The sequence below is a fragment of the Sulfuricurvum sp. genome, assembly GCF_031427015.1.
GTDB lineage: Bacteria > Campylobacterota > Campylobacteria > Campylobacterales > Sulfurimonadaceae > Sulfuricurvum.
Genome location: NZ_JASJOW010000003.1, coordinates 1 through 18,306, shown reverse-complemented (window position 1 = coordinate 18,306; position 18,306 = coordinate 1). Strand labels below are relative to the sequence as shown.

21 protein-coding genes are annotated in these 18,306 nt (G+C 43.3%); 13 read left to right on the top strand and 8 right to left on the bottom strand.

Annotated elements, in window-relative coordinates:
- Position 1 precedes the first annotated feature (1 nt).
- A complete protein-coding gene (locus RMO68_RS05370; RefSeq protein ID WP_310439688.1) occupies positions 2-436 on the bottom strand; it encodes a hypothetical protein in 435 nt (144 codons plus the stop codon).
- Positions 437-522: 86 nt separating this feature from the next.
- Here RMO68_RS05370 and murA point away from each other — a divergent pair, with 86 nt between their 5' ends.
- The gene (gene murA / locus RMO68_RS05365; protein ID WP_310439687.1) at positions 523-1,785 is read left to right on the top strand and encodes a UDP-N-acetylglucosamine 1-carboxyvinyltransferase; all 1,263 of its coding nucleotides are present in this window, start codon (positions 523-525) and stop codon (positions 1,783-1,785) included.
- Between the two features lie 117 nt (positions 1,786-1,902).
- Here the strand turns inward: murA and purL are convergent, their stop codons facing one another.
- Positions 1,903-4,116 (bottom strand): phosphoribosylformylglycinamidine synthase subunit PurL, encoded by a 2,214-nt coding sequence (purL, locus tag RMO68_RS05360; RefSeq protein WP_310439686.1) that lies wholly within the window; start codon positions 4,114-4,116, stop codon positions 1,903-1,905.
- A 72-nt stretch (positions 4,117-4,188) separates the two neighbouring features.
- The gene (gene greA, locus RMO68_RS05355) at positions 4,189-4,719 is read right to left on the bottom strand and encodes a transcription elongation factor GreA (RefSeq protein ID WP_310439685.1); all 531 of its coding nucleotides are present in this window, start codon (positions 4,717-4,719) and stop codon (positions 4,189-4,191) included.
- Positions 4,720-4,824: 105 nt separating this feature from the next.
- Between greA and RMO68_RS05350 the strand changes: the two genes are divergently transcribed.
- The 3 genes from RMO68_RS05350 to RMO68_RS05340 all read left to right on the top strand — a co-directional run bounded on the left by RMO68_RS05350 (position 4,825) and on the right by RMO68_RS05340 (position 6,847).
- Complete coding sequence (locus RMO68_RS05350; RefSeq protein ID WP_310439684.1) at positions 4,825-5,415, top strand: TetR/AcrR family transcriptional regulator; 591 nt, start codon at positions 4,825-4,827, stop codon at positions 5,413-5,415.
- A gap of 150 nt (positions 5,416-5,565) precedes the next feature.
- The gene (locus RMO68_RS05345) at positions 5,566-6,093 is read left to right on the top strand and encodes a hypothetical protein (RefSeq protein ID WP_310439683.1); all 528 of its coding nucleotides are present in this window, start codon (positions 5,566-5,568) and stop codon (positions 6,091-6,093) included.
- 10 nt (positions 6,094-6,103) lie between these two features.
- Positions 6,104-6,847 (top strand): SDR family oxidoreductase, encoded by a 744-nt coding sequence (locus tag RMO68_RS05340; protein ID WP_310439682.1) that lies wholly within the window; start codon positions 6,104-6,106, stop codon positions 6,845-6,847.
- Positions 6,848-6,868: 21 nt separating this feature from the next.
- Here RMO68_RS05340 and RMO68_RS05335 read toward each other — a convergent pair whose 3' ends face one another.
- Positions 6,869-7,783: an AraC family transcriptional regulator gene (locus RMO68_RS05335; RefSeq protein ID WP_310439681.1), complete on the bottom strand. Its 915-nt coding sequence runs from the start codon at positions 7,781-7,783 to the stop codon at positions 6,869-6,871.
- A gap of 164 nt (positions 7,784-7,947) precedes the next feature.
- On the opposite strand from RMO68_RS05335, the gene RMO68_RS05330 reads away from it, so the two are divergent.
- Positions 7,948-8,991: an alpha/beta hydrolase gene (locus tag RMO68_RS05330; protein ID WP_310439680.1), complete on the top strand. Its 1,044-nt coding sequence runs from the start codon at positions 7,948-7,950 to the stop codon at positions 8,989-8,991.
- A gap of 12 nt (positions 8,992-9,003) precedes the next feature.
- Positions 9,004-10,152 (top strand): iron-containing alcohol dehydrogenase, encoded by a 1,149-nt coding sequence (locus RMO68_RS05325; RefSeq protein ID WP_310439679.1) that lies wholly within the window; start codon positions 9,004-9,006, stop codon positions 10,150-10,152.
- Positions 10,153-10,253: 101 nt separating this feature from the next.
- Here the strand turns inward: RMO68_RS05325 and RMO68_RS05320 are convergent, their stop codons facing one another.
- The gene (locus RMO68_RS05320; RefSeq protein WP_310439678.1) at positions 10,254-10,658 is read right to left on the bottom strand and encodes a type II toxin-antitoxin system tRNA(fMet)-specific endonuclease VapC; all 405 of its coding nucleotides are present in this window, start codon (positions 10,656-10,658) and stop codon (positions 10,254-10,256) included.
- Positions 10,658-10,894 (bottom strand): type II toxin-antitoxin system VapB family antitoxin, encoded by a 237-nt coding sequence (locus RMO68_RS05315; protein ID WP_310439677.1) that lies wholly within the window; start codon positions 10,892-10,894, stop codon positions 10,658-10,660. The genes RMO68_RS05320 and RMO68_RS05315 overlap by 1 nt, the downstream gene beginning before the upstream one ends.
- A 366-nt stretch (positions 10,895-11,260) precedes the next feature.
- Between RMO68_RS05315 and RMO68_RS05310 the strand changes: the two genes are divergently transcribed.
- Entirely contained in the window at positions 11,261-12,292 is a 1,032-nt protein-coding gene (locus RMO68_RS05310) for a toll/interleukin-1 receptor domain-containing protein (RefSeq protein ID WP_310439676.1), read from the top strand.
- A 107-nt stretch (positions 12,293-12,399) separates the two neighbouring features.
- On the opposite strand, the gene RMO68_RS05305 is transcribed toward RMO68_RS05310, so the two are convergent.
- A complete protein-coding gene (locus RMO68_RS05305; RefSeq protein ID WP_310439675.1) occupies positions 12,400-12,726 on the bottom strand; it encodes a hypothetical protein in 327 nt (108 codons plus the stop codon).
- Positions 12,727-12,795: 69 nt separating this feature from the next.
- Between RMO68_RS05305 and RMO68_RS05300 the strand changes: the two genes are divergently transcribed.
- From RMO68_RS05300 to RMO68_RS05275, 6 genes are all read left to right on the top strand, one after another.
- Complete coding sequence (locus RMO68_RS05300; protein ID WP_310439674.1) at positions 12,796-14,745, top strand: ribonuclease R; 1,950 nt, start codon at positions 12,796-12,798, stop codon at positions 14,743-14,745.
- The gene (holA, locus tag RMO68_RS05295; RefSeq protein WP_310439673.1) at positions 14,738-15,703 is read left to right on the top strand and encodes a DNA polymerase III subunit delta; all 966 of its coding nucleotides are present in this window, start codon (positions 14,738-14,740) and stop codon (positions 15,701-15,703) included. The genes RMO68_RS05300 and holA overlap by 8 nt, the downstream gene beginning before the upstream one ends.
- A 117-nt stretch (positions 15,704-15,820) precedes the next feature.
- A complete protein-coding gene (gene rpsF, locus RMO68_RS05290) occupies positions 15,821-16,204 on the top strand; it encodes a 30S ribosomal protein S6 (protein ID WP_295013249.1) in 384 nt (127 codons plus the stop codon).
- A 19-nt stretch (positions 16,205-16,223) separates the two neighbouring features.
- A complete protein-coding gene (locus RMO68_RS05285; protein ID WP_310439672.1) occupies positions 16,224-16,736 on the top strand; it encodes a single-stranded DNA-binding protein in 513 nt (170 codons plus the stop codon).
- 21 nt (positions 16,737-16,757) lie between these two features.
- Positions 16,758-17,015: a 30S ribosomal protein S18 gene (rpsR, locus tag RMO68_RS05280; RefSeq protein WP_310439671.1), complete on the top strand. Its 258-nt coding sequence runs from the start codon at positions 16,758-16,760 to the stop codon at positions 17,013-17,015.
- Between the two features lie 114 nt (positions 17,016-17,129).
- A complete protein-coding gene (locus RMO68_RS05275) occupies positions 17,130-17,594 on the top strand; it encodes a DUF420 domain-containing protein (protein ID WP_310439670.1) in 465 nt (154 codons plus the stop codon).
- Here the strand turns inward: RMO68_RS05275 and RMO68_RS05270 are convergent, their stop codons facing one another.
- Positions 17,595-18,149, bottom strand: coding sequence for a GNAT family N-acetyltransferase (locus RMO68_RS05270; RefSeq protein ID WP_310439669.1), 555 nt, complete (start codon positions 18,147-18,149; stop codon positions 17,595-17,597). It lies immediately after the preceding gene.
- Between the last annotated feature and the right edge of the window lie 157 nt (positions 18,150-18,306).

The window sequence follows — 18,306 nt, the reverse complement described above, 5'->3', positions numbered from 1 at the left end:
TCTACTCGCTCGGGTAAGATTTAAGTGTTGCCATTAGATTATGATAGTGTTCTAACGTACGGAAGCTTTTCTCAAAACGCCACCCCAATACAAACGTGATTATATCTCTCTTCAAGGGTGCACTCAGTTTTTCGGCACGTCCGTAATAGGCCAGTGAGATATTTTTATTTTTGACTTTAGCCTCTTTATCGTAAATAATAGCGATAACTTGAGCGTATTTTCCCTCTTTAACGGTGCCTAAATCCTCATCGCCTAGCGATAATCCCGAGAGGTTAATCGCTTTAAACTCAAACAGCGCATCAAACTCTCCGACTTTGGTATCAATCCCCAATTTTCGGTACAGTTCTTCGAGTGATTTGAGGTTGCTTTTGCGTTCTAACTCGTAGCTGGAGATCTGTGCCGTCAGGTTTTTCAGACGATCGAGTGCCGAACTCACATTTTCTCCTTCGAGTATCGCTATATTTTGATAATTTTAACCTATGTTGACTTATAATATCAAACTTTTATACTTGTGGGAATTTAATGGACTATTTACGAATTCAAGGGCCGACTAAACTTAGCGGTACCGTCACCATCTCCGGCGCAAAAAATGCCGCATTACCACTTATTACCTTGGCACTCTTAGCTCATAATCCGCTAAAAGTCACCAACATGCCTGAAGTTGCCGATATCAAAACCCTGCTAAAACTTCTCCAAAACCTTGGAGCAAGCTGCTCATTGGAAAACCACACTCTCAATGTTGATACCTCTACCGTCAGTCATACGATGGCAAACTACGATATCGTTAAAACGATGCGCGCCTCTATTCTCGTCCTTGGACCGCTCCTTGCCCGTTTTGGACATTGTGAAGTCTCTCTTCCTGGCGGATGCGCTATCGGTCAGCGCCCAATCGACCTTCATCTTAAAGCACTAGAGCAAATGGGTGCACAGATTACCATCCATGCCGGATACGTCCACGCGGTAGCACCGGAAGGTCTCAAAGGTGCCCATATCATCTTCGATAAAATCACCGTTACCGGAACCGCTAACATCGTTATGGCGGCAGCACTGGCTCACGGTAAAACCGTTCTCGTCAACTGCGCAAAAGAGCCTGAAGTGGTACAACTGTGCGAAATCCTTCGCGATAGCGGTATTGATATTACCGGAATCGGTACATCAGAACTTACTATCATCGGAACGGGCGGAAAAACCATCGATATGGTTGATTTTGAAGTTATCCCTGATCGTATCGAAGCAGGAACCTATCTCTGTGCCGGTGCTATCACCAATTCTACCATTACACTAGAGCGCGTACGTCCCGATCACCTCGATGCCGTTACGGCAAAATTAGAGCAGATGGGATGCCGCGTCGAATGCACTGATAATACGATGACGATTCATCCCGCAACCGAGCTCAAACATGTCGATATTATCACCCAAGAGTATCCGGCATTCCCAACCGATATGCAGGCACAATTCTTGGCTCTTGCTACGATTGCCAAGGGAGCCAGCACCATCGAAGAGCGCTTATTCGAAAACCGCTTTATGCACGTCAGTGAATTACAACGTTTGGGTGCCGAGATCAAACTCAGCGGTCATACCGCCACCGTAATCGGGCCGTGCAGCCTTGCAGGTGCCGATGTCATGGCAACTGATCTACGTGCTTCAAGCGCACTCGTACTTGCCGCTATGGCAGCAGAGGGAACCACGAATGTCCACCGTATCTACCATCTCGATCGCGGATATGAAGACTTAGAAGGAAAATTACGCGCATTGGGCGCAAAAATTGAGAGATTAAAAGAGTAACAAAATCTTAATGGAGAAAAATAGCGCGGAATACTGCGCGTGAGCTCTCTGCTGAAGAGAACTCAGCGTTAGCGTAGCCAAGCGGGGCTTTTGCTCCGTTGGCGTTCAAAAAAGATCTTAAAGATCCCCCTCGATCACTTTTTGGAACGTACCGTAATAGACATTTTGCATCTCGGCAAGATCCATTTTCACATCATTTACCGCAAACTCTTTTCCACCTACGCTACCGATTTTCATACATGCTAACGCACCAACCATTGCTTCAAATGCAGCGCAGTTTTCAGGTGCGACTTCGATAATGGCGCGAGACATACTCTCAGCAAAAATATCACGAGAATCGGTTACAGAAATTGTCGCTTGTACCCCTTTATCACTTACACACGCCATTTTTGCCAATGCTATCGCAACACCGCCCGAGCTACAATCTTTTGCCGCTGAGAGAAGCCCTTTTTTATTCGCTTCAATAACGAGGTTCCATAATGCACGCTCTTTATCGTAATCGATAGCAGGAATAGTTCCCGCTACGACGTTGTAAAGCTCTTTCATGTAGAGTGATCCGCCGAATTCCGAGCGGCTTTCACCGACAAGGTACAATGCATTTCCCTCTTTTTGGAACGCAGACATCAATACTTTATTTTGATCTTCATTCACCCCTACCATCGCGATCGATGGGGTTGGGAATACCGATTTACCGTTGGTTTCATTATAAAGCGATACATTCCCACCGATAACCGGTGTGTTCAATTCGGCACACGCCTCTTTAATCCCCAAACACCCTTGGCCGAACTGCCACATTACTTCAGGATTCTCAGGGTTTCCGTAGTTGAGACAGTCGGTGATCGCTTTCGGGGTTGCACCGCTCATCGCGACGTTACGACCGCTCTCGATAACCGCCGCCGCCGCTCCCGCTTTCGGATCGATGTAGCAGTAACGAACGTTACAGTCGGCACTCATCGCCAAGGCTACGCCGTTTTCTTTGATACGGATAACAGAAGCATCGAGTTCACCCCCTTTTTTGACCGTATTGGTTTGTACCATTGAATCGTATTGCTGATAAATCCAATGCTTATCGACCACTTCCATTGAGCTAATCAATTTTTCAAATGCCGCTTGATTTTCTACCGCATCAAAATCGTTCAAAGAAACTTTTGCGATGTCATCGAGGTACGAAGGTCGTGACATAGGGCGATCCAAGATCGGAGCCTCTTCGCTTACAGGATCGACAGGAACTTCCGCACATTTTTCACCGTGCCAGAAAAGCTCCATATTCCCCGTCGCCGTTACTTCACCGATAACCGCACAATCAAGATCCCATTTTTCGAAAATATCGATAATCGCTTGTTCTGTCCCTTTACGCGCACAAATAAGCATACGCTCTTGCGATTCGGAGAGCATAAACTCATAGGGCATCATCCCCTCTTCGCGAGCAGGAACTTTATCGAGGTGCATAATCATTCCGCTGCCTGAGCGTCCTGCCATCTCGAATGAGCTCGACGTTAGTCCTGCCGCTCCCATATCCTGAATCCCGACGACATAATCGGTTTTGAAAAGTTCTAAACACGCTTCGAGAAGGAGTTTTTCGGTAAACGGGTCACCTACTTGTACCGTAGGACGAAGCCCTTTGGACGCTTCGGTAAAGCTATCCGAACTCATCACCGCACCGCCGAGACCGTCGCGCCCTGTTTTAGATCCGACATAGATAACCGGATTGCCGATCCCCTCCGCTTTTCCGTAGAAAATCTCATCGCTTTTAGCGAGTCCGAGAGTAAACGCATTAACAAGAATATTTCCGTTATAACACTCATCGAAACTCGTCTCACCGCCGATCGTCGGAACCCCCATACAGTTACCGTATCCGCCGATACCCGATACGACACCGCGCACCAAATAGCGCTGATGAGCACTGATGTCGTCTTTGTTTAATACATTTCCGAAGCGGAGTGCATTGAGGTTGGCGATAGGACGCGCTCCCATGGTGAATACGTCACGCATGATCCCGCCGACTCCCGTCGCCGCCCCTTGATACGGTTCGATAAAACTCGGATGGTTATGGCTCTCCATTTTGAAAACTGCCGCATATCCGCCGCCGATATCGATAACCCCCGCATTTTCACCCGGCCCTTGGATAACCCATGGTGCTTTCGTCGGGAACCCACTCAAATGTTTTTTAGAGGATTTGTAACTACAGTGCTCACTCCACATTGCCGAAAAAATTCCGATTTCAACGAGATTTGGTTCACGTCCGAGGATTTTTTTGATGTGATCATAATCTCCGAGTGAAAGTTTATGCTGTTTTAGAACTTTTTCGATATCTGGAAGGGGAGTGCTCACGGCAAATTCCTTAAAATAGTAATAGTAACGCGATTATATCAAAGGGGAATATTCATCCATCTTAAAGCAGTGTTATTTAAACCCGAAATCTTTTTCACTGCGGATATTTTTTTTGAGGGAAAAGATATCAATATAGGTAATTGCACTCACTTCGTAGCTCTTTTTTCCGCTGGGGAGATGAACACTAAACTCATCCCCCTCCTCTTTCCCCAGCATTGCACGTGCGAGCGGTGAATGAACGGAAATCAATCCGTTTTCAGGCTCACTTTCTAACGTTCCGCAAATACTATAGGAAAATTCCTCATCCGTGTTCACATCCAGTATCGTGATCGTAGCACCGAAATGGGCGCGGGAGTGATCGAGTAATGAGGGATCGATCATTTGAGCTTTTTGAATCATCGAGTTGAGATAAAAAAGGCGTTTATCTATATGGCGAAGTTTCTCCTTCGCCGCATGATATTCGGCATTTTCGCTTCGATCCCCAAGCTCTGCCGCACGCTGTTTTTCAACATTGACACGAGGTTTTTCGACATCTTTGAGGTATTTAAACTCCCGTAAAAGTTCATCATACCCTCGCGGGGTCATGGGTTCGTTTTGGCTCATTCAATCATCCTTATTCATACGCATATCGAATAATATCCTAGAAACTCCAAGATGATTTATAACATAGCACTTGACATTATGTACTAACTAGTCTACAATTACATCATGAGAACAACAGTAGGCAGACCGAAATCATTTGATGAAGATGAAGTATTAGCACTAGCTATGAACTATTTTTGGGAACATGGGTATGAAAACTCCAGTCTCGATGAGCTTCTCATAACGATGGGAATCAAAAAAAGTAGTTTTTACCACACTTTTAAAAACAAAGAGGATCTTTTTTCTCGTTGCTTGGATCTTTATGGAAAAACACTGTTAACCTATTTTGAAACCCTTAAAAATGAAGTTGGACCTAAAGCGGCACTTTTAGCACTGAGCGAGGGGATGATTAACGAACTCAAAGAGACCGGAAAGATAAAAGGGTGTTTGCTTATGAACTCCGGTAAAGAGTGCTATAACCGTCACAGTGCTCTGAGTCATCAGATAGGGGTTGGTCTTCATTTCTTACTTGAAGAGTGTGAGCGATTTGTCAAAGAAGCGCAAGAGAGGGGAGAAATATCTCAACAAAAAGAGGCAAAGATTATTGCGGGAAGATATATAAATGCTTTGAACGGAATGGTCGTCACAATCCAAGCAGGAGCCTCGCAAGAGTTGATCGATGATTTGAGAGAAAATTTAAGAGAGTTATTAGAGTAGCTCTAAAATCCAAAAAATGGGTTTTTGAGGTGCTCTTTTTATTTCACTATTTTTGTACTGATTAGTACATTAATATGACAATGAAAGTGCTCGCGTAAATTTGAGGTGTACATTTTTGTACTGATTAGTCTAATAATAAAAGGATACCCAATGTGTTTATTGAATATTGTAGAAGAAAATGATGCTACAGGTGTAGTCAAAGCAACGTATGATGAGATTAAAGGAATGTTTGGTGCTGTTCCTGCGGGCTTGAAAATGTGGAGTTTATTACCTGATGGGTTACAACACCATTGGGAAGGGATTAAAACAAGTTTTGCGAAAGATATGGAAACACAAAAGTTTGAAACGGTTTTGCGTTATTTGGTCTCTGAAGCCAAAGAGTGTGAGTACTGTTTAGGATTTAACGCCGGAATGCTTATCAACAATTTCGGTATGACACACGATGAACTCATCACAATGGTAAAAGACCCATCAACCGCCCCTTTGGATGAAAAATATAAAGCGCTTTTGCTCTTCGCTCTGAAAGTTGCCAATAAACCGACGGCAGTAAACAGCACTGATATTGACGAATTAAGAGCTCTAAATATGTCCGATAAAGCAATATTTGAGCTGTCGTATATGACATCCTATTTAGTTATGTCAGACGCATTATTGACCGCTTTCAAAGTCCAAGATTAAAGGAACTACTATGCATATGACAAACAATACGATTCTCATCACAGGCGGCACAAGCGGTATCGGCTATGAACTAGCACGACAACTTTGTGAAAAAAATACTGTCATTATTACGGGACGTAATAGTGAAAAACTAGAAAAAGTAAAAAAAGAGTTAAAAAACATTCATATCTTTAAAAGCGATGTTGCCGATCCGCAGGAGATAACGGCACTGTATGAGATGGTTTCAAAGTCATTTCCTCATCTAAATATCCTGATTAACAATGCGGGTATTTCGAAAAAAATCAATATGCATGATGAAAACGATTTCATCCATCTGACCCAAGAGATCAACACCAATCTCAGCGGTGTTATCTATATGTGCAACCAGTTTTTACCCCTTTTAAAGCGACAAAAAACTGCCGCCATCGTTAATGTCAGTTCTGCGTTGGCGTTTGTACCGTTTTCCAGTATTCCTGTATATTCTGCCACCAAGGCGGCATTGCATTCGTTTACAAAATCATTGCGTATTCAGCTAAAAAATAGCCATGTAAAAGTTATTGAATTAATGCCTGCAATTACTGAAACGCCTTTATTAGACGAGTTTGAACAAAGCGAAAAAGATAAGATGGTAGTTATGCCTGTGTCTCAACTCGCCAAAATAGCAATCAAAAAAATGGGTAGCGGTACGCTAGAGATCAGGCCTGGACAGAGTAATGCGCTTAAAATGATGAGCCGCATTGCTCCAAATTTTGCCCTTAATATGATCAATAAATAAAGAATATATCATGAAATTCAATCATCCTTTATTGTGTGTCACGATGCGCATACGCTTTGCATCGGCTTTCGGGGAAATTCCGTACATTCGCGAGTACTCCCTGCTAAACTGGGATGGGCTTTCGTAGCCTACCTCAAAAGCAATCTGAGAAACTTCCCTATCCCATATCATCAATCTACGGCGGGCTTCCTGCAATCGTAGCGTTTTTTGAAATTGCAAAGGGCTCAGAGCCGTAATCTTCTTAAAACTCGAATAGAGTGACGATTCGCTCATTCCGATTGATTTAGCAAGCTCTGAAATATTTAGCATTTCAGAAAAATTTTCTTTTATGTGGGCAATCGCTTTAACGACTTGTTGCGCCGAACTGCCATCCATAACATACTGCCGTATAAAATCTCCCCCCTCAGTGCGCATGATCAAATACAAAATCTCTTTGATAATCAAAGGCGAAAGTACCGCAATGTCTTCGGGTGTATCCAGTAACCGAACCAGTCTTAGAATAGGATTGAGCAATTTATCTTCCATCGTACCGAAATAGAGTCTCCGTTCTGTCCGCACAAGCCGTTTCTCCGTTTGATCAATCTCTTTCAGGACATCGAAAATCTGCTCCATCGAAAAAGTAATCGTCAGCCCCATATAGGGACGTTCACTCGATGCCTCCGTAATGCAAATACGTGCCGGAGTATGCACCGAAGCAAGGAGATAGGTATCAGGATCATAGCTGAAAAGATCATTATCGACACCAACCGCTTTTGAGCCTTGGACGATCACGCACAATGAAGGTTCATAAAGGATCGATAGCATATCCGTCGGCTCGGTATGAACAAAAAAACTTAACGGCTTCATGTTAGTTTGAATGTAGCTCTCACCGTCGTATCGGGAGGAGATATGGCGTTTCAGTTCTTGATGGCTATGGTTCAACGATTCCGGATTCATTTCTCCCCCTTTTTTTGCTATTTTATCTCTATTTGTAGAATTAGGCAAGAAGCAGCAACGAATGTGCTAGTGATGATTACACAATCCATTTATAATGACCTCAGAAAATATAGACAAGGAGGCATAAAATGCACCCCTCAAAAGATCCATCAAGAAGAGTATTTATGAAAACCGGGGCCTTGGCAGGTATTGGATTGGCATTGGCTAGCGGTTCAAATGTTTTTGCATCGAGCAACAAAACACCCAGTATGACAACAAAATGGGATAAAGTTTTCCCTAAAAGTGATAAAGTCGATCATAAAAAAGTAACGTTCAAAAATCGTTACGGGATCACATTGCTTGGAGATTTGTATTTACCGAAGAATCGGGCAAATAAGCCTTTGCCAGCACTCGCTATAAGCGGCCCGTTTGGTGCGGTCAAAGAACAATCTTCGGGATTGTATGCACAAACGATGGCGGAGAGAGGATTTGTAGCGATAGCGTTTGATCCCTCGTACATCGGTGAAAGTGGCGGTGAACCACGAAACATAGCTTCACCGGAAATCAATACGGAAGATTTTAGTGCGGCGGTGGATTACTTGAGCATTCAACACTTTATAGACCAAAATCGGATCGGTATTATCGGTGTATGCGGTTTCGGAGGGATGGGACTAAACGCTACTGCGGTGGACAAACGTATTAAAGCGGTTGCGGTTGCCAGTATGTACGATATGTCGAGAGTTATGGCAAAAGGGTACTATGACAAACTCCCCCTTGAAGAGCGGACACAGATATTGGAGAAAATGAGCCTGCAACGCACCGAAGATGCCAAAAAAGGAAGCCCTACGCTAGGCTCTCGCATTTTGCCGGAAAAACTCCAAGGAAACGAACCTCAATTTGTTGTGGATTATTTCAATTACTACCGCACTCCGCGAGGTTTTCATCCTCGTTCACTTAACTCAAACGGTGCATGGACGGCAACCAATGCATTCTCATTTATGAATATGCCATTACTAACCTACATCAAAGAAATATCGCCGCGTCCGGTTTTGATTATCGCAGGTGAAAACGCGCACTCTCGTTATTTTAGCGAGGATGCCTATAAAGCGGCAAACGAACCGAAGGAGCTTATGATTATCCCGAATACGTATCATGTAGATTTATACGATAAAATCGACAAAATTCCTTTTGACAAGCTCGCATCATTTTTTACAAAAAATCTAAAATAGGAGAATACAAATATGGTTAATTTTACCTTTCACAATCCAACAAAAATCGAATTTGGCAACGATAAAGAGAAACAAATCGGAGAGCACATTGCCGCGGAGGGGATAAACAAAGTCCTTCTTGTTTACGGTAGCGAACGGATCAAAAAAGAGGGGCTGTTCGACACGGTAACGGCAAGCCTTTTAGAAAACGGAATCGAATACGTCGAACTCGGCGGAATTGTCAGCAACCCCCTCCTCTCAAAAGTTTATGAGGGGATCGCATCTGCAAAAGCGCACAGCGTTGAAGCCATCCTCAGTGTCGGGGGCGGTTCGGTACTGGACAGTTCCAAAGCCATCGCGGCAGGAGCACTCTATGCGGGGGATGTATGGGATTTTTTTACGTTTAAAAGCCAAATTGAAAAAGCGCTCCCTATTTTCGACATCATTACCCTCGCGGCAACCGGAAGCGAGATGAACTCAACGGCTGTTGTAACCAACGAAACAACCCAACAAAAGCTCTTTATCGCCTCACCGCACGTCTATCCGAAAGTATCAATCATCAATCCCGAACTTCAAAAGTCGGTTTCCAAAGAGTATCTGGTTTATTCGGCGGCGGATGTTATTGCGCACTCGATCGAGGGATATTTCACCGCTTCATATCATCCCGATATTATCGCCGCCTACATCGAAGCCAATATCAATACCGTGATCAAAACGACCGAAATCCTGTTGGCTGATCCTGATGATTACAACGCCCGTTCCGAGTTTGCATGGGCGGCGACACAAGCGCTCAACGGCACGACCTATCTGGGTGTTGAGGGATATAGCTATCCTAACCACATGATTGAACACTCTCTCTCCGCACTCTATAACGTCGCACACGGTGCAGGACTCTCCGTCATAATGCCCGCGTGGATGAAATGGTACGTATCGCACAACGAAAAGCAGTTTATCCGTTTTGCCAACACTATTTTCGCTAAATCATCTGCTATGGAGGGGATCAACACATTGGAAAGTTGGTTTGAGAAGATCGGAACCCCTATCCGTCTGTCACAATGTGGTATCCATGAGTCGGAAATAGGGACAATCGTTGAAAACGCTTATGAAAATGCAAAACATTTCGGAATTGCTGATACGTATACGAAAGAGGTTTTAGCTGAGATTTTAGTGCTAGCACTTTGATCGCGGCAAAAGCCCCCTTCTTTTGTGCCAAAAGCACGTATAAATTCAACTCGATTGTGAAGCTAATTTATCCATCTTCTCAAGCCTTATTCATTAAAAAATCAGTTACTTACCCAATTCTCCAACCGTAACCCCTCAACCCGTTCAAACTCTTTGGTGTTATTAGTGACCAATATCGCATCGCACCCTTTGGCATGGGCGGCAATGAACAGATCATTTGAACCGATAATATTTCCGGTAGTTTCCAACTCGACCCGTATAGTAGCATAGGACAATGCACTGTTTTTATCAAAATCCATGATCTGAAAATTCTCAATAAAGGAAAGGACGAGATCAAAGAGCTTTTCAGCCCCCTTTTTCTTTGCGCCATAGATCAGTTCAGACACGACAACAGTCGAAAGAGCTATCGTATGATCTTTTTCCACGGATTTGAGTTTTTCTTTGATATTCTGGGGCTTATTGCGGATAATATAGCTGCAAATGTTGGTATCGAGCATATAGAGCATTAAAATATCTCTCTCGTTTGAAGAGGCAGTTGCTCTCGATCCTCAAGAAATCCCTCAGTATCAATATCCTCTAAAGCATCAAAAAATATGTCCCACTTTTTTTCTATTTTCGGTTTAATAATCAGTGTATCGCCTATTTTATCAATGCACACTTCATTCGTATCGACGCGGAACTCTTTTGGGATACGAATAGCCTGTGAACGACCATTTTGAAACACTTTTGCCATAACTGTCATCTCAGATCCTTTCCGTAAGATATATACTACAAGTATATACCAAACTATAGCTCGTGTCAATAGATATAAAATAGACTTCTTGCATAACCTACTTTTCCGTTCGTGGTGAGCCTGTCGAACCATGAACTACATACCCTTCGACTGGCTCATAGCGAACGGGATCATATAATTAGCCGTTTCGCTTTTCTATGTTTTTCTAAGAATATCGTACCGCTCTATCGGTAAATTTTGACCCACTATATTCATATGCAGAGGAAGCGGTATACAGAAATGATTTTAAGAAAAACGGTGTAAAATGTTTGAAAATATGTAACCCGTGGACGGCTTTTTGATTGCTCACATTAAACTAAAGCTGAAAAGAGAAAAATGTCACTAAGAAAAAAAAGTACCGAAATAAAAAGACTAATTGATGCTTTTGACTTTGAAGCAAAGAAATTTCACGATATTACATTTAGTACCTATACGATAACACAATCTACTACTAGTAACATGAAATTTAAAAGTCCTAATCATGCAATTAATCTTTGGCAATATTATGGAAAAATCAATGAAGAGCACACATCAGAAGATTTTATAGAAAATTTGAAAGAAAGTAATCCTCAATGGGGAATCCGTGGTGCCCAAATCTCTGCGTTCGGCTTAATTGAAGGCGATACATGTGACTTATTTTTAAAAATGGCAAGAAGAGCCTCTCATCTTTTCAGTAAAAGAGAAGCTGAAATTATTAATTCAAAAGTTGTTAATGAAATACGAGAAAGTGAAGCGGATGGAGTTTCTAAAACCATAGTTAGTACAAATAGTAATGCATTGGCTGTTTGGCTAAATTACCTTTTGTATTATTTGTCTATGACCTCACACAAAAAAGAAGGAATTAGAGTTATAGATATTGATCCTTTTGCATTATCATTACTTGCTTTAGAGCAACTACTAATTGAACCAACTATTCAAAAAATAGATAAATCTTTATCAAAAGTAGAAAATATAAAATTTGATGTAGCTTTATCTTTCCCCGGAGAAAAAAGGGATTATGTATCTGAAGTAGCAAATATATTGCGAGAAAATCTAGATAATGATCGTTTATTTTATGACTTCGACTATCAGTCACAACTTGCTCGTCCAAATGTTGATACACTACTACAAAACATTTATAGAAACAATGCCAAGCTAATTGTTGTTTTCCTTTCGAAAGAATATGCACAAAAAGAGTGGTGCGGACTTGAATGGAGAGCTGTAAGAGATATAATTAAATCAAAAGGTGACGAGCAAATTATGTTTGTTAGATTTGATAATACACTAATAGAGGGCTTATTTTCTATTGACGGCTACATAGATGCAAATATCTTTGAATCTAAACAAGTTGCTGAATTTATTTTGGAACGAGTAAAATTGCTTGCTTAACTATTCAGTGGAAACCAATCTAACACACGCAACATACGGGTCAAGTGTTAAATGTTAACTTATTTTGAAGATATAGAACACCTCAATAGGTGTTCTATTACACAAATTTACGCCGCAAATCCGAGGATATAGTAGGTCGGTTTTCCGTCTACTTTTTGGAGACTTACTTTGTATTTATCCGCGAAATGGTTGATTTTTTCCATTGCGTCACTTGAGCTGATCTCACTTGTCGCATCGATCTTGATTTTAAAGTAGTCGTTACTGTTCGACATCGCCACATACGATTCATCCGTTTTCAACGCTTCGTGCAAATCCAAAATATGTTTGATAATTTTCTCATACCCCTCAGTATTCTCTTCGATTCGACTGAGTTGGAGGCTTAATGCTTCATTCGGGGCATATCCGAGTTGGTTTAAAATCGCTTCATGTGTCATTAGTATGTTCCTTTGTAAAATTAGAGGAGTTATTCTATCATAGAAGTATTTATTGACTATAATAACTCTATGAAATCACTCCTAATTCGTCTTACCCACGGTCTGTATGACCAAGATATTGCACCCGAAGAACGTGAGCACATTAATGAGTGGCTTACACGAAAACTTCTAACGCATGAAGAGAACAAATATCAGCTCGCGTCTCAATACCGCGCCGGTATCGTCTCTTTGGCTTCTGAGAGCGGTGCATATCTTCAGACATTGGGAGAGAGTATCCGAGACCACTTTATCGAAACCAATAACCTTATGGGGGCGAAAAGCGGCGATTTAGTCATTGCCCAACGCTTACTCGGAAAACGGGGCGGTCCACAGGCAAAAGTCGTCGTCATCGCAGGGCGAAGCGAAACGTTCAGCGTCGCCGTCGTCACGATGAAAAACGGCTATTTGAGCCTCCAAGACATCCGCACCGATCATCCCGCAGGATTTGCTCTGAGCGATTTACCCGAAACAGCCGAGGGATCGCTCTATCAAATCAACAACCAAAGCGGAACCATAGCCGCCTATCTGGGCAACCTAAGTGATCCTAAAGTGGATGAGAAAATCGTCCTCGCCCTCTACAACAAACACGATGCGTTTGAAGATGACGTGTTAGCCATGGCACGCGAATTTCCCAAAGAGGTCGATGCCTCGCTCTATCCCCACCGCCGTGATCTGCGCCATTTACCGTTTTGCACCATCGACCCCGTCACTGCCAAAGATTTCGATGACGCGATCTGCTACATCCCCGAAACCTCCACCCTCTACGTCGCCATCGCCGATGTGAGCGAATACGTCCACCCGTTCGGTGCGATCGATGCCGAAGCGATTTACCGCAGTTTCTCCATCTATCTTCCGCATCGCTCCATCCCGATGCTCCCGCGTGAACTGAGCGAAACCCTCTGCTCGCTCCAGCCTCTCGTTGATCGCCTCGCCTATACGTTTGAGATGCACATTGACCCCGTAACCTATGAGATGGATTCCCATACCTTGTATGAATCGATCATCCACTCTCACCGACGCTTCAGCTATGAAGAGATCGATGCCTTTTTTGAAGGAAATCTCGAAGCCAAAACCGAAAAAGAGACCAAGGTTTTAGCCTACATCCCTCTACTCAACGAGCTAACCTATAAACTCCGTGAAGAACGGATGAAAAAAGGGTACAACTTCCGCTCCAGCGAGTTAGAAATGCGGATTGACGAGGAGCAAAATATCGTCTCCACCGAATTTGCCGTTGAGACCCCGTCGCACGCTCTGATCGAAGATTGTATGCTCCTCGCCAACAAAGCGGCGGCATCATTGTACGAGCGTGGAGTGTTTCGTATCCACGAATCCCCTAGCCCGATGAAGCTCCAAAGCCTCTACACCGAGTTGGCGAGTATCGGCATTTTCGTCGAGTCCCAAGGTTCGATCAAAGAGACGATCATGGCGATCCAAGCCGAAGCGGAGCGACGCGATCTCATCAGCGAGGTCGATACCCTCATCATCCGCGCTCAGATGCAAGCACGCTACGCGCCGTACAATATGGGGCACTTTGGTCTCGGGTTCGATCGCTACACCCACTTTACCTCTCCGATCCGCCGTTACAGCGATCTGATCGTCCACCGCCTCCTCAAAGCGATTGCCGCAGGAGATACCGAAGAGGGATCGTATGTATTGCGCAACATCGAGTCTCTTTGTACCTCGATCAGTGAAAAAGAGCGCGAAGCGAGCGACATCGAGATCCGATTCCAAGAGCGCAAATTCGCCCGCTGGGCGGCCACCGTGATCGGACAAGAGTTCAAAGCCCGTATCATGCGCGCCGAAGAGCCGTTCATCGCCGAAATTCACGACACCATCACGGGGGCAAAAGTACAGATTTCCTCACAATTTGGTCTGATGCTCTTCGATGACATCATCGTCAAAATCGAAACCGCCAACCTCGCCACCGCCAAAATTACCGCCTCGTTTGTGAGTCGGATAGAGAAGGAAACGGATGAATAGACAAGAGCTAGACCGTCACCTCCAAAATAATTCAGCACCACGAGCAATGGCACTCTTCGGCGAGAGCCATTTTCTGATCGACCGCTACGCCCACCGACTTTCCCAAATCGAGGGAGCATCAGTTCTAAGCCTCTATCATGACGAATACGATTTTAACACCGCCAAAGCCCACCTCTCCCAAGGCTCACTTTTCGGTGATCAAAACCTCCTTATCGTCAAACACGAAAAAAAGCTCCCCAAAGCCGAACTCGACACCCTCGTCGAACTCGTCGGGAAAAACAGTGATAACACCTTTATCTACTGTTACTACGGTGAGGATGTCAAAGGAGCCGATACCGCGTTCAAAGGCTCTCATACGGGTTCCGTTCGTTTCTTTCACCCCTTTGCCGCCGAAGCACGCGCCATCGTGATGCAAGAAGCGCAAAACGCAGGGGTTCAACTCGATAATCAAGCGGCATTTCACCTCCTCGACATCCACAACAACGACCTCGCCCTCGCCTGCAACGAACTCTCCAAACTCTCCATCTTAGGAAAACCGATCGGGATGAAAGAGATCGACGAGCACGTCTTCGGTCTCAGTGAAATCAAACTCGACCATTTCATCGCTCGTGTTATCGAGAAAAAAGAGTTCCTCCCCTCGCTGCGCCACCTCCTCGAATCGGGAGAAAACGAGATCCAGCTCCTCACCGCTATCAGCGGATTTTTGACACAGTTGTATCTTTTTAACAGCGCCATCAAAATTCACGGTGTCGCCGATTCGGCTCTGGTACTGGGGTACAAACTTCCGGGATTTGTCGAAAAAGAGCGTGCCGCCCTCTCGATCAAAATATCCCCAGAGGGGTATAAACGGGGGATAAATCTCCTCCTCGATACCGAGCTAAAGATGAAATCAACAGGAAGTCCCGATCAAGAATCATTACTTCTTTCCGCACTTCTTAAACTCCAGTCTATACTATAACCAAAACTTAAATTAAGCGGATTTTTAGTATAATCCGCGCGTTCCTTGCTCTTTGCAACACGACTGTCGTGCTGTATAACAACCATAAGGGGCGAACACCATAAGGAGACATACGCTATGAGACATTACGAAAACTTAGTAATCGTAAAACCTACTCTTACAGAAGAAGAGATTAAAAACACCATCGCTCTCGTTGAAGAAGTGATCACTGCAAACGGCGGTGAGATCGTTGCTCGCGACGCAATGGGAATGAAAAAATTAGCTTACCCGATCGAGAAAAACGCTCGCGGTTATTTCTACGTTATGTATTACAAATCTGCACCTGCTGCGATTGCTGAAATTGAACGTCGTTTTCGTATCAACGAAGAAATTTTGCGTTTCGTAACAATGAAATACGATAGTAAACGTGAAATTGCAGCTTGGAACGGTATGGTTGAAAAAACCAAAAAACCTGCTCCGACTGCTGCTGTTGCTGAGAAAAAAGAAGAAGTAGCTTCTTAAGTCATTACAAGGAAAACCTATGTATAACAAAGTCATTTTGGTTGGAAATCTTACCCGAGATATCGAACTTCGATATTCACAAAACGGTTCGGCAATTGCCAAAACCGCTATTGCAACCAGCCGTAAATTTACGGTAAACGGCGAGAAAAAAGAGGAGACATGTTTTGTCGACATTACTTTTTTCGGCCGCTCGGGTGAAGTAGCCAACCAATACCTTCGCAAGGGTTCTAAAATCCTTGTAGAAGGACGACTTAGTTTTGAACAATGGGTTGACCAAACCAGTGGCCAAAAGCGCTCTAAACACTCCGTTATCGTCGAAACGATGCAAATGCTCGATTCACGTGGTGAGGGTGGTTCTCAGGGCGGTTATAACGAAGATAGCGATGGCGGAAGCAATTACGGCGGGGGCTATGAAGCTCCTGCTCAAAAAGCTTATACACCGCCACCGTCGTATTCTAAACCCGCACCGGCAAGAATGCCGGAAAACAATCTCCCAGAGATTGATATAAACGAAGACGAAATTCCGTTTTAGAATAAGCACAAGGATAGAACCATGTCAGAAAAAAGAAAATACAAAAAACGTTATTGCAAATACTGCGAACAAAAAGTTGATTTCATTGACTACAAAGATGTAGCTTCATTGAAATATTCACTCTCTGAGCGTTACAAAATCATGCCACGTCGTTTGACAGGAAACTGCAAACGTCACCAAGATATGGTAACAATCGCTATCAAACAATCACGCGCAGCTGCGTTGATTCCATACACTGTATCACGTAAAGTGATCGCTGGTGCTCCTTTCGAAAATTAAGTAGCGCATGTCGGCATTTTTTGCCGACATACTGTTTCTCCCTTTTCTACTTTCCCTTTATGACAATCACTCCTCCACTTGCTATAATGTCGCATATAAACACGAAGGGCGATAATGTTTTTTGAACCGGGTATTTTGGGTACTAGAGCGCTAATGTACATGGATATTGTTACCCTTTACTTTGCAATACTTCCATTTTTATTAGGATTTTCCATTTACCAAGCCATCCGAAACAACATCAAGCTCCACTATCAAAGTCAGTTTTTTATACTAGCTATGACTATCGGGATGGTACTTATTTTTGAAATCGGTGTACGGCTTAGCGGAGGATTTGTAGAATACGCGAAACAAAGCCCACTATCGTATGATTTCCTTCTTCTATTTCTCGTCATTCATATTTTGATTGCACTCATGGCTGTGGGAGGATGGATCTATTTGATTATTTCTACCTATAAATCGTATCAAAACGGTACTATTGAAAACAGCACTAAGCACCGAAAAATAGGTAAATGGATATTTGGAGCATTAACCCTTACTTCACTTATGGGATGTTCCATTTACCTATTTTTATTTGTATAATTAATCCATCCAGCGTCTTGGATCATATCCATCAGATGGGCGTACAATTTCCGCTTTTTGAAGTTTTTTGATCAATGTAATAACACTCTTGCCATCAACAAAACTTTGTTCAGCTGTGCCGTTATCGTGACGTACAAACCCCTGACGCTCATAAAAATGAACTGCGGGTGAATCATCTACAACACTGAGACTAATTTGATCATAGAGAGCACCTGCTTCTATAAACAACTGTTCAATCATCAGAGAACCTATCCCATTCCCTCGAAACTCAGGAAGTACTGCAATATTCAAAATAGGGGTATTCTCATCAATGTAGCCGTTTGAGCCGTGATCAGCATTTAAACGGCGTATCCATACGGCACCTGCGAGTTGATTATCAACAAGAGCATACAAACCTAAGTCTTTACTGGTATAGCCATAAAATTCGCTGTAGATAGTCAGTTTAGGAATATCAGAGAGTGATTTATTGACGTCGTCTAAGCGCATCGCATAATGGAGCATATCGGTAAGTATTTTTTGTTCAGAAGATCTGAGAAAATAAAGTGTTGGTTTCATAAATGGAAGTATACAGTAACAATGCTAAGGGGTTAATTTTGAGTAGTTGTAAAAGGTTGTTATTTTAGTTAAAAAAGGGGATTTGTATTAGTAAAGAAGGTATAAATCTGAGGCCAGGCGGCGACCTACGTTTCCACACCTGAAAGATGCAGTATTA